The sequence below is a fragment of the Nocardia vulneris genome (assembly GCF_001613425.1).
GTDB lineage: Bacteria > Actinomycetota > Actinomycetes > Mycobacteriales > Mycobacteriaceae > Nocardia > Nocardia vulneris.
In genome coordinates this window covers 427,791-441,585 of the sequence record NZ_BDCI01000017.1, presented here as the reverse complement: position 1 = coordinate 441,585, position 13,795 = coordinate 427,791, and the positions used below count along the sequence as shown (strand labels likewise).

At 69.7% G+C, this 13,795-nt stretch carries 12 protein-coding genes; 6 read left to right on the top strand and 6 right to left on the bottom strand.

Annotated elements, in window-relative coordinates:
* Positions 1-41: 41 nt before the first annotated feature.
* The 4 genes from NVU01S_RS19725 to NVU01S_RS19710 are packed head-to-tail and all read right to left on the bottom strand — an operon-like array spanning position 42 to position 5,587.
* Entirely contained in the window at positions 42-1,331 is a 1,290-nt protein-coding gene (locus tag NVU01S_RS19725) for an aminotransferase family protein (RefSeq protein WP_043670860.1), read from the bottom strand.
* Positions 1,328-2,563 carry an MFS transporter gene (locus NVU01S_RS19720; RefSeq protein WP_043670858.1) on the bottom strand — a complete coding sequence of 412 codons (1,236 nt, stop codon included), beginning with the start codon at positions 2,561-2,563 and terminating at the stop codon, positions 1,328-1,330. Before NVU01S_RS19720 ends, NVU01S_RS19725 begins: the two co-directional genes overlap by 4 nt.
* The gene (gene hemA, locus NVU01S_RS19715; protein WP_043670856.1) at positions 2,560-3,822 is read right to left on the bottom strand and encodes a 5-aminolevulinate synthase; all 1,263 of its coding nucleotides are present in this window, start codon (positions 3,820-3,822) and stop codon (positions 2,560-2,562) included. The genes NVU01S_RS19720 and hemA overlap by 4 nt, the downstream gene beginning before the upstream one ends.
* Positions 3,823-3,859: 37 nt before the next feature.
* A complete protein-coding gene (locus NVU01S_RS19710; protein WP_043670853.1) occupies positions 3,860-5,587 on the bottom strand; it encodes an acetolactate synthase catalytic subunit in 1,728 nt (575 codons plus the stop codon).
* Between the two features lie 130 nt (positions 5,588-5,717).
* Between NVU01S_RS19710 and NVU01S_RS19705 the strand changes: the two genes are divergently transcribed.
* Positions 5,718-6,602 (top strand): LysR family transcriptional regulator, encoded by an 885-nt coding sequence (locus NVU01S_RS19705; protein WP_052280615.1) that lies wholly within the window; start codon positions 5,718-5,720, stop codon positions 6,600-6,602.
* On the opposite strand, the gene NVU01S_RS19700 is transcribed toward NVU01S_RS19705, so the two are convergent.
* Positions 6,599-7,186, bottom strand: coding sequence for a helix-turn-helix domain-containing protein (locus NVU01S_RS19700; RefSeq protein WP_043670851.1), 588 nt, complete (start codon positions 7,184-7,186; stop codon positions 6,599-6,601). The two genes, NVU01S_RS19705 and NVU01S_RS19700, sit on opposite strands and share 4 nt — an antisense overlap.
* Before the next feature lie 157 nt (positions 7,187-7,343).
* Here NVU01S_RS19700 and NVU01S_RS19695 point away from each other — a divergent pair, with 157 nt between their 5' ends.
* On the top strand, positions 7,344-8,537 hold the full coding sequence (locus NVU01S_RS19695; RefSeq protein ID WP_043670849.1) for an MFS transporter: 1,194 nt from the start codon (positions 7,344-7,346) through the stop codon (positions 8,535-8,537).
* Positions 8,538-8,558: 21 nt separating this feature from the next.
* On the opposite strand, the gene NVU01S_RS19690 is transcribed toward NVU01S_RS19695, so the two are convergent.
* Entirely contained in the window at positions 8,559-10,442 is a 1,884-nt protein-coding gene (locus NVU01S_RS19690) for an ABC transporter ATP-binding protein/permease (RefSeq protein ID WP_156161581.1), read from the bottom strand.
* An 89-nt stretch (positions 10,443-10,531) separates the two neighbouring features.
* On the opposite strand from NVU01S_RS19690, the gene NVU01S_RS19685 reads away from it, so the two are divergent.
* The 4 genes from NVU01S_RS19685 (at position 10,532) to NVU01S_RS19670 (ending at position 13,790) form a co-directional block, all read left to right on the top strand.
* Positions 10,532-10,801, top strand: a complete 270-nt coding sequence (locus tag NVU01S_RS19685) for a DUF2277 domain-containing protein (RefSeq protein WP_014983676.1) — start codon at positions 10,532-10,534, stop codon at positions 10,799-10,801.
* Positions 10,802-10,967: 166 nt separating this feature from the next.
* Complete coding sequence (locus tag NVU01S_RS19680; protein ID WP_175068904.1) at positions 10,968-11,552, top strand: biotin transporter BioY; 585 nt, start codon at positions 10,968-10,970, stop codon at positions 11,550-11,552.
* Positions 11,545-12,666 carry a class I adenylate-forming enzyme family protein gene (locus NVU01S_RS19675; protein WP_043670842.1) on the top strand — a complete coding sequence of 374 codons (1,122 nt, stop codon included), beginning with the start codon at positions 11,545-11,547 and terminating at the stop codon, positions 12,664-12,666. Before NVU01S_RS19680 ends, NVU01S_RS19675 begins: the two co-directional genes overlap by 8 nt.
* On the top strand, positions 12,663-13,790 hold the full coding sequence (locus NVU01S_RS19670) for a thiolase family protein (protein ID WP_043670835.1): 1,128 nt from the start codon (positions 12,663-12,665) through the stop codon (positions 13,788-13,790). Before NVU01S_RS19675 ends, NVU01S_RS19670 begins: the two co-directional genes overlap by 4 nt.
* Positions 13,791-13,795: the final 5 nt, after the last annotated feature.

Here is a 13,795-nt window from a genome sequence, read left to right as displayed (position 1 = left end):
CCGAAACCGGCTGATCGGCAACCGGTTTCGGGTGCCGGATATCAGGGACGGCGTTCGTCCGCCACCGCCGCCAGCGTCTTGTCCAGGCGCTCCACCAGTTCCTCGATGATTCCCGGGGAACTGTTCAACGGCGGTGCGACGAGCACCGAGTCGGTCGTCTCGCCGATGCCCGCGGAGCACAGCACCAGCCCGTTTTCCTTGGCGGCGGCCACAATTCGCTTGTTGGTGTCCACCGACTGCCCGGGCCGGACGTGCAGCGCGCGCATCAGGCCGATACCCGATTGGTCGGAGAGCAACTCCGGGTAGTGCCCGCACAGCTTGGTCAGCTCGGCGCCGAGCAGTGCGCCTACCTCGGCGGCATTGTCCAGCAGCGACTCGTCTTCGAGCACGCTGAGCACCGCGTTGGCCGCCGCGCAGGCGAGCGGATTCGCGGACATGGTGTGGCCCAGCGCGATCGGGCCGAGCGGTTCGGCGATCGCGGTGGTCACCGTGCTGGAGACCATGGTCACGGCCAGGCTGGTGTAGCCGCCGGTGACGCCCTTGCCGGAGGTGAGGATGTCGGGGGCGATAGTGGCATGGTCGCAGGCCCACCACTTTCCGGTGCGCCCGAAGCCGGACATGACCTCGTCCGCGATGAGCACGATGCCGTTGTTCTGCGTCTCCCGGCGCAGCCAGTGCATCGTCTCCACGTCGATCGGGGCCGCGCCGGAGGAGGCGCCGCCGAGCGGTTCGATGACGATCGCCGCGACCTTCGACGGCCCGACACCGAGAATGGCCTGCGCCCACTCCTCATGGGTCGCCCGGCGCCGTCCGGGCTTGGGACGCACCAGCACTCGGTTCGCGCTGGGGGTGCCGAGCAGGGCCTCGACCGAGGCGTCGCGCTTGTTCGGGCTGCCGGTGATGGACAGCGCGGCCGCCGTCATCCCGTGGTAGCTGGGTTCTTCGGACAGGATCACGGTGCGCTGGGTATCGCCGCGCCGATGCTGGCAGGCGAAGGCCAGCCGCAGCGCGCACTCGTTGGCCTCGGAGCCGGAATTGCTGTACTCGATGGCGGCGGTGCCCGCGGGCGCGATGGCGAGCAGCCGCTCGGTGAGCTGGCGGGCGGGTTCGTTGCGGAACTGCGTGCGATGCACGAAAGTCAGTTGCTGGAGCTGGTTTTCGACGGCGCGCAGCACGGTGGGATGGGCGTGGCCGACATTGACGTTGAGCACCCCGGAGGAGCCGTCGAGATAGTCCTTGCCGTCGGCGTCGTAGATGTAGGGGCCCAGGGCCCACGCGGCAACGGGGAGGGCGGCCCGGTTCGGGGCCACCGCGGCGGAGGCGGGAATCATGCTGGCTGACGTTCCTTTCGAAGGAGTGCGAGCAGAACGGCCGATACCACGGCCGCGACGAGGCCGAACACCGCGGTACAACCGGCGAAGACCGCGCCGCCGACCGTGAGAGCGCCCAGCAGCGTGGTGCCGATGGCGATGCCCGCGTTCATCATCGAGTTGTTCCAGGCGACGACGGAGGCGCGCTGGGTCGGGTCGGCGGAGGACAGGTAAGCCTGCTGGCTGGAGTAGAAGGCCCCGCCGAAAACGCACCAGAGGGTCAAGGCGACCAGCGCGACGATCACCTGGTTATTGGTCAACGCGACCACGGCACAGGGGATGAACGCCACCGCGGCGACTACGGAGACCCACACACCGCTGACCCCGCGCCGGTGCAGCCGATCGAGAATCGTTCCGGCACTGAGCGATCCGACCAGCGATCCGGCGCCGACGAGCAGGCCGACCAGGCCGAGCGCGCTGAGGCCGAAGCCGAAGCGCTGCGCATAGATCACCCCCACGAAGGTGTAGGCACCGAGCCGGGCGGCCTGCAGGAACAGAGTGGCGATGAGCCCCAAGCTGATTCGGGGCCGGCGCCAGGGCGCGAGCAGCGCGCGGAAACCGCGCGACTGCCCGGTGACCGGTACGTGCTCGAGCCGGACATACAGCACCGCGGACGTCACGATCATCAGCAGGCCGACGGCCAGGAACGGCCACCGCCAGCTGGTGAGCGCGGCGAGCGCCGCACCGAGCGGGACGCCCAGGACCTGCCCGAGCGAATAGACGCTCGCACCGAGCGAGATCACCCGCCCGCGCTGGTGCTGCGGGGTACGTTCGGCGAGGTAGGCCCAGATCGCGGGCGCGGCGATCGCGGCGCCGAGGCCGGTGATGCCGCGGCCCGCGACCAGCATGGTCAGCGAATCCGCCACGGCGCAGGCCAGATTGCCGAGCATGAACACCAGCGAGCCGAGCAGGATCGACCAGCGCCGCGGATAGCGGTCGGCGAGGATGCCGAACGGCGGCCCGGCGACGGCGTAGACGAGCACGTAGGCGGTGACGATGGTGGCCGTGGCGGCCACCGAGGCGTGCAGCGACTCGGCGATATCCGGCAGCATCGGTGCGACCAGATACATCTCCGCGCCCATCAGGAAGAACGCCGCATACAGGAGGACGTGCTGAGCCCACGGCGTTGTGGGCTCAGCGTCCGCCACCGGATGCAGGTTCCGGAGTCGGGTGGGCCGCGCCTCGACGGTCATACCGAGACCTTCTCCAGCGTGTCGAGGGCGGCGACCGGTCGGGCCGGGCGGCGGGGCAGGTTCAGCTGGGACCAGACGGAATCGATGATCTCGGCGAACTTGTGTACCGCGGCGGGGCTGTGCACCGGTGAGGGGTTGATCCGCAGGCGTTCGGTGCCGCGCGCGACCGAAGGGAAGTTGATCGGTTGCGCGTATTGGTGGTGTTCTTCGAGCAGGATGTCGGCCAGTTGTTTGCATTTGTGTGGATCGCCTACGAGCACGGGAACGATGTGACTTTCGGTGGACACCAGCGGAATCTGGGCGTCCATCAGCAGGCCCTGCAGCAGCTGAGCGCGGTGGTACAGCAGGATGCGCTCGTTGTCGGACTCGCGCAGGTGCCGCACGCTGGCCAGCGCGGCGGCCGCGAGGGCGGGCGGCATGGCGAGGGTGAAGATGAACGCGGGCGCGAAACTGCGCACCGCGTCGAGGATCGCCGCCGGACCGGTCAGGTAGCCGCCGAGGGTGCCGTAACCCTTGGCGAAGGTGCCCATCAGCAGATCGACCTGGTCCGCACAGCCCAGCTGCGCCGCCATGCCCGAGCCCTCGGGACCGTACATGCCGACCGAATGCGCCTCGTCGACGTACACCAGCGCGCCGTGTTTCTTTGCCACGGCACATAATTCGGGCATCGGCGCGATATCGCCGTCCATCGAGTAGATGGATTCGAACGCGACCACCTTGGGCCGGTCCGGATCGGCGGCGGCGAGCAGTTCGTCGAGATGGGCGGCATCGTTGTGCCGGAAGATCTGCCGCTCGGCCCGCGAGGCCCGCATGCCGAGAATCATCGACGCGTGGTTCTGCTCGTCGGAGAAGAAGATCACGCCGGGCAGGTGCTTGCCGAGCACGCCGAGCACGGCGTCGTTGACCGCGTACCCGGTGATGAACGTCAGGCCGGCTTCTTTCCGATGTAGTTGGGCCACTTCCCGTTCCAGCAGAATGTGGGTGTGGTTGTTGCCGGAGATGTTGCGCGATCCGCCCGCCGCGACACCGGAGCGATTGATCGAGCGGTGCATGGCCTCGACGACCTTCGGGAACTGACCCATGCCGAGGTGATCGTTGCTGCACCACACCGTGATCTCGCGCAGGCCGTCCCGATGATGGTGCACCGCTTGGGGAAACCGCCCGGCCAGGCGTTCGATTTCCACAAAGGTCCGGTACTGGCCCGAGGACCGGATGTCGTCGATCTTTCTCTCGAAATGGGCTGTGTAGTCGAAAGCCATGGGAATCTCCGTTGTCTCGAAGGGTGTTGCGTTTTCTTCAGTGGGACTGTTGATGCGCGAGGTGAGTCGTCAACGCCTGGGCGGTATCCCAGCCCGTGATGGGTGGATAGGCGTCGGGATCGGTGTAGACGTCCAGAACGGTGGTCGTCGGATCGACGATCGCCTTGGACAGGGCCTCGCGCAGTTCCACGTCGTTGTGGATGGTTTGACCGCGTGCACCGCACGCGGTCGCGATTTGGGCGTGATCGACATGACCCAGTTCGACGGCCGAGGTCGGCCTGCCGAACTGGACGATCTCGGCGTGTTTCTGGAAGCCGAGGATGGCGTTGTTCAGCACCACCACCACGACATCGAGGTTCTCCCGCACCGCCGTCTCGAGCTCGGACCAGCAGTGCGCGAAGCCGCCGTCGCCGACCACGCACAGCACGGGCGCGGACGGCCGCGCGGCCTTGGCGCCGAGCGCCAGCGGCAGCCCCCAGCCCAGCCCGGCCATGCCGCGCGGCAGCAGGAAGCGCTGGCTGTGCGTGGTGGCGCGGATGTAGTTGGCCACCCAGATGGAGGAGTAGCTGGCGTCGGCGACCACGATGGCGTCGTCCGGCAGCAGCGCGCTGATCTCGTCCGCGATGCGTTCGGGACGCAGCGGCTCGCTGGTCGCGGTGCGCACGGCGGCGGTCGTGGTCTCGAACGCGGCCCGGGACCGGGCGATCTGCGCGGTGACCGCAGCGCGGCTCGCGCTCCGTTCGCTCAGATCGAGCTCGCGCAGCGCCGCGGTGAGCTCGTCGAGGCCCGCACGCACGTCGCCGACCAGACGCAGCGACGGATAGTTGCGGCCGATCTCGGCCGGATCGATATCGAGGTGGATGAACGTGGCGTCGTCCGGGAACAGGGTCCAGCCGTCGGTGCCGTTCTCGTTGGTGCGCGACCCCGCGAACAGCACCACGTCGACACCGGCGATCCAGTCCCGCATCCCGTGCGAAACCCCGTGCGGGCCCATGTAATTGCCGACCACGCCGACGCTCAGCTCGGCGGTGTCCGGGAGCGCGCCCTTGCCCATCGGTGTGGTCGCGACGGGCAGCGAGGCCAGCTCGCTCAACCGGGCCAGCGCCGCACTTGCATCGGAGGCGATCGTGCCGCCGCCGGCGACCACGAGCGGGCGCCGGGCCCGGGCCAGCAGTTCGGCCGCGCCGCGCACGGCGTCCGCGGGCGGGCGGATCCGGTCGAGGGGGAACTCGGGCGGTCCCGGGTAGTGGCTCGTCGGCACCGGGGGAGCGGGCTGATCGAGGATGTCCTTCGGCAGCATCAGGACGGCGGGCCCGGGCCGGCCGCTGGTCGCCGCGCGGAAGGCCGCGTCGAGGTACTCGTGCACCCGATCCGGATCGTCGAGCCGGTCGAACCACTTGGCGCAGCCGGAGAACAGACTTTGGTGATCAATTTCCTGAAACGCATTTTTGTTGCGAATCGGACTCGGTACATCCTGGATGAACGCGACCACCGGAATGGACACCTTGGCGGCCTCGGTCAGCGGCGGCACGAGAAGCGTTGCGGCGGGACCGTTCTGCGCCACGACCACCGAGCAATGTCGCGATACCCGAGCGAAACCGTCGGCCATCGTGCCCCCCGCGTTCTCGGTGCGATAGACGATCTGACGGATGCCGAGATCCTCGGCGGCCAAAACCAGCAGCGAGGGCAGGCTCTGCCCGAAGAATTCGGCTATTCCCCTGGCGCGCAGACTCTCGGCTATGGCGGTGGCGACTGTCGTAGGCATCGGAACACCTTTTCGCGGTAGCGGGCGTGGACTGATCGGTAGCTACAGTCTTGGGCCACGGAGACCGGCCGGTCCAATACGTTTTTACTTCCGATTGATAAGGTCTCCTTATCTGGCTAGGCTGACCCGCGTGGACGATCTGCGCCGGGTTCGTTACTTTCTGGCAGTCGCCGAGCATCGGCATTTCGGGCGGGCGGCCGACGCGTTGCACATCACCCAGCCCGCACTGTCGCAGCAGGTCAAGGCGCTGGAGCGGGAGTTGGGGGTGGAGCTTTTGACGCGCAACGGCCGCTCCTTCGTGCTGACCCCGGCCGGTGTCGCGTTACAGGCAGGCGCGCAGCAACTGCTCGACGCGGCCGCCGAGTTGGAACGTGGCGTGCGGGCGCGCGCCTCCGGCACCACCGGTGAGCTGAAGGTCGCGTTCACCCGTTCGGGCTCCGACAGCGATATTTCCCAGCGCATCAGGGCATTTCGCAAAGAATTTCCCGATATCACGGTGTCCACGATTACCGGCTGGACTTCCTGGAATCTGGACCTGCTCGAGTCGGGTGAGATCGACGTCGCATTCGTGCGCGGAAATATCGCGCATCCGCGAATCCACACGCATCTGATCGGGATGCAGGAGGCCGCGGTGGTCGTCTCGCGCGACCATCCGCTGGCCGGACGCGCCACCGTGGAAAACGCGGACATCATCGATGAGCCGATCGTGCTCTGGTCCCGGCATACCGGGCCGGAATTCTATGACGAACTCGTCACGCACATCTGGGGCGATCGCGCCCCCAATCTGGTCGCCGAGGAATCCGACGCCGAACAGGTCCTCGATTCGGTGTCCACCGGCACCGGAATCAGCGTGCTCGACCGGAAACGGGCCACTCGGATCGCGCACGAGAACATCTGCGTCATCCCGTTCGGCGCGAATCCGCCGCAGATCTCCATCCGGCTGGCGTGGATGGGCGACGCCGACACTCCGGCGCTCGCGCAGTTCCTGGCGTGGTGGCGGCGCCCGAGCGACTAATTGCGGCCGGGGGTTCGGGCGCGCGTGTGAATACGCTCGCCGTGTTTGCCGAAGAGACTGAGGATTTCGACGGCGGCGGTGCCGGTGGAGCCGAACCAGTGCGGGATCTGGCAGTCGAATTCGGCGGCTTCGCCCGGGCCCATGAGGAAGTCGTGCTCGGCGAGGCGGACCCGGAGCCGCCCGTGCAGCACGTAGAGCCACTCGTATCCGTCGTGCGTGCGCAGGTAGGGGTCGTGATCGTCGGCGGGGATGATCATCTTGTAGGCGCGCGGTTCGGCTTGGTGCCGCGACAGCGGGACGAGCACCCGGCCGTCGCGCTGGGTGGGTTGCTGCGGGACGCGGGGATCGACGACGCGCGGCGTCACGACGATCTCGTCGAGCGGGATGCCGAGTGCGACGGTCACCGGGACGATCAGTTCGAGGCTGGGTTTGCGCTGGCCGGATTCCAGCCGCGAGAGCGTGCTGGTGGACAGGCCGGTGGCGCGGGCCAGGTCGGCCAGGCTGAAGCCCTGCCGTTCCCGCGCCCGGCGCAGGCGCGGTGCGATCTGCTCGAGCACGGCGCCGACGCTCGGTTGATCATCCATGGGGCCGAGTAAACCAATCCGTCCCGATATCGGCAACATCCTTTGCCGATATCGGGCGGCGGGGCCGATGCTCGGCTCGGAGGTGATCCGACATGAATCGAACAACGGATACGGCAACGCAATTCGCGCGGGACGCGCTTATCGAGGGAGTCCGGCGATGAGCGCCACCGCACAGCTCACCGAGCGCCGGACCGACCGGCTGCCCCTGGGCGTCTATCTACTGGGCTTCAGCCTGTTCGCGATGGGGACCGCGGAGTTCCTTCTGGCCGGGGTCCTGCCGGAAGCGGCCGTCGACCTGGACGTGTCGCTGTCCGCGGCGGGGTTGCTCATCACCGCGTTCGCGCTGGGCGTCGTCTGCGGCGGTCCGCCGTTCGCGGTGCTGAGTCTGCGGTGGCCGCGGCGCACCGCGCTGGTGGTGACCCAGGGCGTGTTCGCCGCGAGCATCGCGGTGGGCCTGCTGGGCGGGTACGAGGTGCTGCTCGTCTCCCGGGTGGTGGCCGGCATCGCGTACGCGGGCTTCTTCGCGGTCGCGTCGGTGACCGCGATCGGGCTGGTCACCCCGGACCGCAACGCCCGGGCGTCCGGGGTGGTGGTGAGCGGGCTCAGCGTCGCGATGGTGGCGGGTGGTCCCGCGGGCACGCTGCTGAGTCATTTCACCGAATGGCGCGGTGGGTTCTGGGCCGTCGTGCTGCTGACGGTCGCGGGGATCCTCGGCTGCCTGCTCGGAATACCCAGTGCCACAACGGGAGCCGGGACCGTGCCGAGTGTGCGACGGGAGCTGGCTACGATGCGCAGGCCGCGGCTGTGGCTCGTCTACGCGATCACCATCCTGACCACGGCGGCGTACATGATCACGTTCAACTACCTGGCGGCCATGCTCGCCGCGGACACCGGCATCGCGCCCGTCTGGATTCCCGCGGTGCTCGCGCTGTTCGGCGTCGGGGCCTTCCTCGGCCTGTCGATCGGCGGCCGGATCTCCGATCGGCGCCCGCACCTGGCCCTCGGCGCGGGCGCGGCGGCGATCGTGCTGCTGTCGGTGCTCCTCGCGCTCGCGATGACCCGGGTCTGGATCGTGGTGCCGGTGGTGTTCCTGCTCGGCGTCGCGGCGTTCGTGCTCAATCCGGCGCTGTACGGCCGGGTGTTCGCGATCGCGGGGGACGCGCCCACCCTCGCGGGCGCCACCACCGTCTCGGCGTTCCAGCTGGGCATCAGCGGCACCCCGGTGCTGGCCGCGCTCACCCTCGGCGGCGGCGCCGCCCTCACCTCGGTGTGCGTGATCGGTGCGGTGCTGGCGGTGCTCGCGTTGCCGCTGATCCGGTTCGATCGAGCGCGCGCGGGTTCCCGGCCCTGACCCGCCTGGCCGGCGGCGACCCTACCCGTAGGACCAGCGGCCGCCGCCGGCCAGCTCCAGCCGGGTGTCGTGATGCTGATCGACCGTGCTGCGATGCGCGGTGCTCACCAGGATCAGCTCGGGCAGCTCGGCGCGGAGCAGGGTGTAGAGCGCGAACTCCAAGCCCTCGTCCATCGCCGAGGTCGCCTCGTCCAGGAACGCGGCCCGCGGCCGGATCAGCAGCAGTCGCGCGAAGGCCAGCCGCTGCTGCTCACCGGGGGACAGGATGTTCGACCAGTCGGCGTCCTCGTCCAATCTTGTTGCCAGATGGCCGAGTTGGACCTTGTGCAGGGCGTCGGCGACAGCCTTGCCGGGCGCACTGTCCGGCGCCGCGGGATAGGTGACGGCCGCGCGCAAGGGGCCCAGCGGCAGGTACGGCAGCTGGGCGATGAACAGTGTGCCGGGGGTTTCCGGCTTTCCGACGAGACCGTCTGTGTAGGGCCACATTTCGGCCAGCGCGCGCATCAGGGTGGTCTTGCCGCTGCCGGACAGTCCTTTGACGACCACCGCGTCACCGGCGCGCAGGCGCAGATTCAAGCCCTCGATCAGGATGGTGCCGTCCGGTTTGCGCACCTCGATATCGGTGAGTTCCACTGTGTCGTCGGTGATCTGGACCGGCAGCGTCGGCAGTTTCCGGGCCTGCTCGCTCGCCGTCACGAGACCGTCGAGCCGCAGCAACGTGGCCCGCAGCACCGCGAACTCGCTGTAACTGTTGCGGAAATACGACAGTGCGCCTTGGATCTGGCCGAAGGCCGTTCCGGTCTGCTGCACGTCGCCGAGTGTCAGTGTCCCGCTGAAGAAATGCGGGGCCTGCAGCAGCCAGGGGAACACCACGGCCACCTCGCTGGCGGCCTGGTTCCAGCCGATGAACTGGGTGGTCAGCCGGACCAGGCGGCGATAGACCAGCAGTACTTCGGCGAAAAGCGCGCGCAGGCCCCGCTGTTCGGTCTGCTCGCCGCGATAGAACGCCACCCGTTCGGCGTTGTCGCGCAGCCGGACCAGGGCGTAGCGGAAGTTCGCGGTCACCGCCTGGTAGCGGAAGCCGAGGCCGATCAGCGGGCGGCCGATCCAGAAGGCGACCGCGGTGACCACCAGCACGTACAGGTAGACCAGAAACACCATGGCCTTGGGGATCTCGACGCCGAAGAGGGTCAGCGTCCCCGACAGATCCCACAGGATTCTGGTGAACGACACCACCGACACCACCGAGGTGACCGCCCCGAGCGACAACGACCGCGCGCGGCCGGTCATCTCGGTCACGTCGTGCTGGATCCGCTGATCCGGGTTGTCGATCGGCGCATCGATGAACCGGGTGCGGTAATAGGCCCGGCCGTCGATCCATTCGCTGGTCATCCGTTCGGTCAGCCAGCGGCGCCACCGGATTTCGAAGCGTTGCCCGAGGTAGAAGTCCAGCTGGGTGCGGACCACGTCGAGGATGCCGAGCACGGCGAAGACGAGCAGCGAATGCCAGAACGCGTGCTCGGCGTCGGCCAAGGCGGCGCTGTCGCCGCGGCCGAGCGCCCCGGCGGCGTTCTGCAGGGCCGAGAACATGTCGTTGCCCTGATAGGAGAGCAGCACCTTCACCCGGACCGAGAGCACGGCGATGATCAGCAACACCCCGGCGAGCGGGATCGTGCGCCAGGCGGTCCGACCGCGGAAGAACCCGCCGGTGGTCCGCCGGAAGTGCCGTCCCCAAGTGGTGATCCGCAGCAGCACGGTCACGACGATCAGGAAGACCAGGCCGGTGAGCGCGGACGCGAGGAGCACCCACTGCGTGGACGCGACCAGTTCGTCGCTCCAGTCTCGTGACGCGTTCAGCTCGGCCTCCGATCGGGTCCGGCGAGGTCGGGTGCGTGCGTCGGTCACACTACTGCCCACCTGCGCTTATTCCGGGGATCCCGGCGATCGACGCGTTCGGGCCGCGCGGTGTCGGTGGGGCGGATTAGCCTCGGGGTATGTGTCGAAACATCACCGCCCTCCGGGGGCTGGAACCTGCCGCGACACCGGAGGAGATCCAGGCCGCGGCATTGCAGTACGTGCGTAAGGTCGGCGGACTGTCCAGCATCTCCGCCACGACGAAACCCGCGGTCGACGCGGCCGTCGCCGAGATCGCGGCGATCACCACCCGGCTGCTGGATCAACTGCCCGATCGCAAGGTCCCGCCGAAGTCGGTGCCGCCGCTGCGCAGGCCCGAGGTGCAGGCGCGGATCCGCGCGCGCGGCTGAGTCGGCGACCGCGCGCGGCTGAGTCGGCGACCGCGCGGGGCTGAGTCGGCGACTGCGAGCAGCTGAGCCCGGGCCGCCTGGCCTGCGACCGCGGGCGGAGTGGGGTCCGGAAGCGATGCGGCGCCTGCTATCTTGAACGTCGTTCAAGTCGCTAGCGGAGGAAATCGTGGACGGTGTCGAGGACCCTCGGAGGTCGAGGGTCGGAATTTCCGCGCGGGACATGGCGCAGATCGCGGTCTTCGCGGCGCTGATCGCGGCGATGGGTCTGCCCGGCGCCATCACGGTCGGCTTCAGCGGTGTGCCGATCACGGTACAGACGCTGGGCGTGATCCTGGCGGGCGCGGTGCTCGGGGCACGCAAGGGCACCGCCGCGGTGGTGGTCTTCCTCGCGCTGACCATGATCGGACTGCCGCTGCTGTCCGGTGGGCGCACCGGACTGACCGCGCTGGCGGGGCCGAGCGCCGGATACCTGGTCGGCTGGATTCCCGCCGCACTGGTCATCGGCCTGCTGACCGCGCGCATTCTGCCGAAGTACCCGCTCGTGCTCGGGCTGCTGATCAACGCGCTCGGCGGCCTCGTGGTGATCTACCTGTTCGGCACCCTCGGCCTGCTGCTGCGGACCGACCTCGACATCCGGCACGCGATCACGACCAACTTCGCGTTCATCCCCGGCGACCTGGCCAAGGTCGTCGTCGCCTCGATCGTCGCGAAGGGCGTGCACCGCGCGTACCCCGGGCTGATCCGTGCGTGATCCGGAGCTCGGTGGCTCCGGTGCTCGGCCCGCCATCGAATTCGACGGCCGCACTTACACGTACGCCGAACTGGACCGGGCGATCGAGCAGTGGATCGAGCGGCATCCGGGCGCGACGAGCTACGACGCGTCGGCGCTCGACGTGCCGGACGCGCTGATCTGTGTCTGCGCGGCCGCACGGCGGGGCGTGCCGGTGTTCGTCGAGAATCCCGCCGCCCGCCCGGCGCGCACCGATCTTCCGGCCTCGGCTTTTCTGCTGGTGACCACCTCCGGGTCCACCGGCCGGCCGCGGCCGCTCGCCAGGACCGCCGCGTCCTGGTACGACAGCTTCCCTGAGTTCACCGCGATCACCGGCGTCACCGCCGCGGACCGGGTGCTGCTCACCGGCCCGCTGTACGCGACCATGCACCTGTTCGCCGCGTTGCACGCGCTGTGGCTGGGGGCCTGCGTGACCGACGATCCGGCGCGCGCCACGGTGGTGCACGCGGTGCCCGCGGTGTTGCGCGAGGTGGTGGGCCGCGCGCCCGCGCTACGGACGGCGATCGTCGCGGGTATCGCCCTGGACGACGGTGCCCGTGCCGCGGCGGCGGGCCGCACGCTGATCGAGTACTACGGCTCCGCCGAGGTGTCGCTCGTCGCGGCCCGCCGGGTGCCGGAGCCGCTGCGCCTGCTCGACGGTGTCGAGGCCGAGATCCGTGCCGGACTGCTGTACGTGCGCACGCCGTATCGGGTGCTCGGCGCGCCGGAGTGGTTCGGCGTCGGCGATCTCGCGGAGCTCGGACCCGAGCGCGAGCTCACCGTGCGGGGCCGGGGCGAGTCCGCGATCAACGTGGGCGGCACCACCGTGCTCGCGGAGGACGTCGAGCGGGTGCTCGGCGCGATCGACGGGGTGGCCGCCGTCGCGGTGATCGGCTCACCGCATGCCGTGCTCGGCGAGATCGTCACGGCCGCAGTGCAACTCGACGGCGATGTGGGCATCGGCGCGGTGCGCGCGCACGCCCGCCGGGTGCTGCTGAAAGAGGCGATGCCGCGGCGCTGGGTGCCGCTGCCCGCGCTGCCGCGCACGGCTAGTGGCAAGGTGGCTCGGGGTGAGCTGAAAGACTTGCTGGCATGAACCCCCGACCCGTCCTCGTCGCGCCGCGGCGCACACCGATCGGCAACGCCGGGCACGGGTTCGCCACCCTGACCACGACCGAGCTCGCCGCGCCCGTACTGCGGGCGGTGCACTCGACCTTGCGCGCGGCCGGGATCGACGCCGAGATCGACGACGTCGTGCTCGGCAATTGCCTCGGGCCGGGCGGCGATCCGGCCCGGATCGCGGCGCTGGCGGCCGGCTTCGGTACCGAGGTCCCCGGCGTCACCGTCGACCGGCAGTGCGGGTCCGGGCTGGACGCGGTGATGCAGGCGGCGTTGCGGGTGCAGAGCGGGGCCGACGAGCTGATCCTGGCCGGCGGTGTCGAGTCGGCGAGCACCGCGCCGTGGCGGTTCTGGCCGCCGGACGGGGCCGCCGAACCGGTGCGCTACACCCGTGCTCCCTTTGCGCCGCAGGGCTTTCCCGACCCTGACATGGGGGCCGCGGCCGACGACCTCGCGCGCGTGCGCGGGATCAGCCGCGAGCGGCAGGACGCCTACGCGGCGCGGTCGCACAGCGCCGCCGCGGCCGCGGACTTCTCGGCCGAACTCGTACCGATCGGCGACGTCCGGCGCGACGAGCGGATTCGGGCGGGCCTGACCGAGGCGCGACTCGCGCGGCTGCGCCCCAGTTTCGGCGCCGACGGCACGGCCACCGCGGGCAACTCGTGCGGGATCTCCGACGGGGCCGCGGTGGTCGCGGTGACCACCGCGGCGGGTGCGGCGGGACTGCCCGCGCTGCGGATCCTCGGGTCCGCGGTGGCGGGGTCCGATCCGGCCCATCCGGGGCTCGGGCCGGTGCCCGCGATCCGGAAGCTGTTGCGGCGCACCGGTGTCGGCATCGCCGATCTCGGGATCGTCGAGATCACCGAGGCGTTCGCGTCGGTCGTGCTGGCGGTGTCGGACGAGCTCGGCCTCGACGAATCGACGATCTGCCCGCAGGGCGGGGCGATCGCGATGGGTCATCCCTGGGGCGCGTCCGGCGCGATCCTGCTGGTGCGGTTGGCGAGTCAGATGCTGTGCCCGGATGGTCCGGCGCTCGGCCTGGCGGCCTGCGCCATCGGCGGCGGGCAGGGGATCGCGATGCTGGTGGAGCGGGTGGCGTGAGTGAG

Coding starts and splice junctions, on each gene's coding strand:
- hemA (WP_043670856.1), bottom strand. CDS start 3,822: ATGGCTTTCGACTACACAGCCCATTTCGAGAGAAAGATCGACGACATC.
- NVU01S_RS19670 (WP_043670835.1), top strand. CDS start 12,663: ATGAACCCCCGACCCGTCCTCGTCGCGCCGCGGCGCACACCGATCGGC.
- NVU01S_RS19695 (WP_043670849.1), top strand. CDS start 7,344: ATGAGCGCCACCGCACAGCTCACCGAGCGCCGGACCGACCGGCTGCCC.
- NVU01S_RS19700 (WP_043670851.1), bottom strand. CDS start 7,186: ATGGATGATCAACCGAGCGTCGGCGCCGTGCTCGAGCAGATCGCACCG.
- NVU01S_RS19710 (WP_043670853.1), bottom strand. CDS start 5,587: ATGCCTACGACAGTCGCCACCGCCATAGCCGAGAGTCTGCGCGCCAGG.
- NVU01S_RS19725 (WP_043670860.1), bottom strand. CDS start 1,331: ATGATTCCCGCCTCCGCCGCGGTGGCCCCGAACCGGGCCGCCCTCCCC.
- NVU01S_RS19720 (WP_043670858.1), bottom strand. CDS start 2,563: ATGACCGTCGAGGCGCGGCCCACCCGACTCCGGAACCTGCATCCGGTG.
- NVU01S_RS19685 (WP_014983676.1), top strand. CDS start 10,532: ATGTGTCGAAACATCACCGCCCTCCGGGGGCTGGAACCTGCCGCGACA.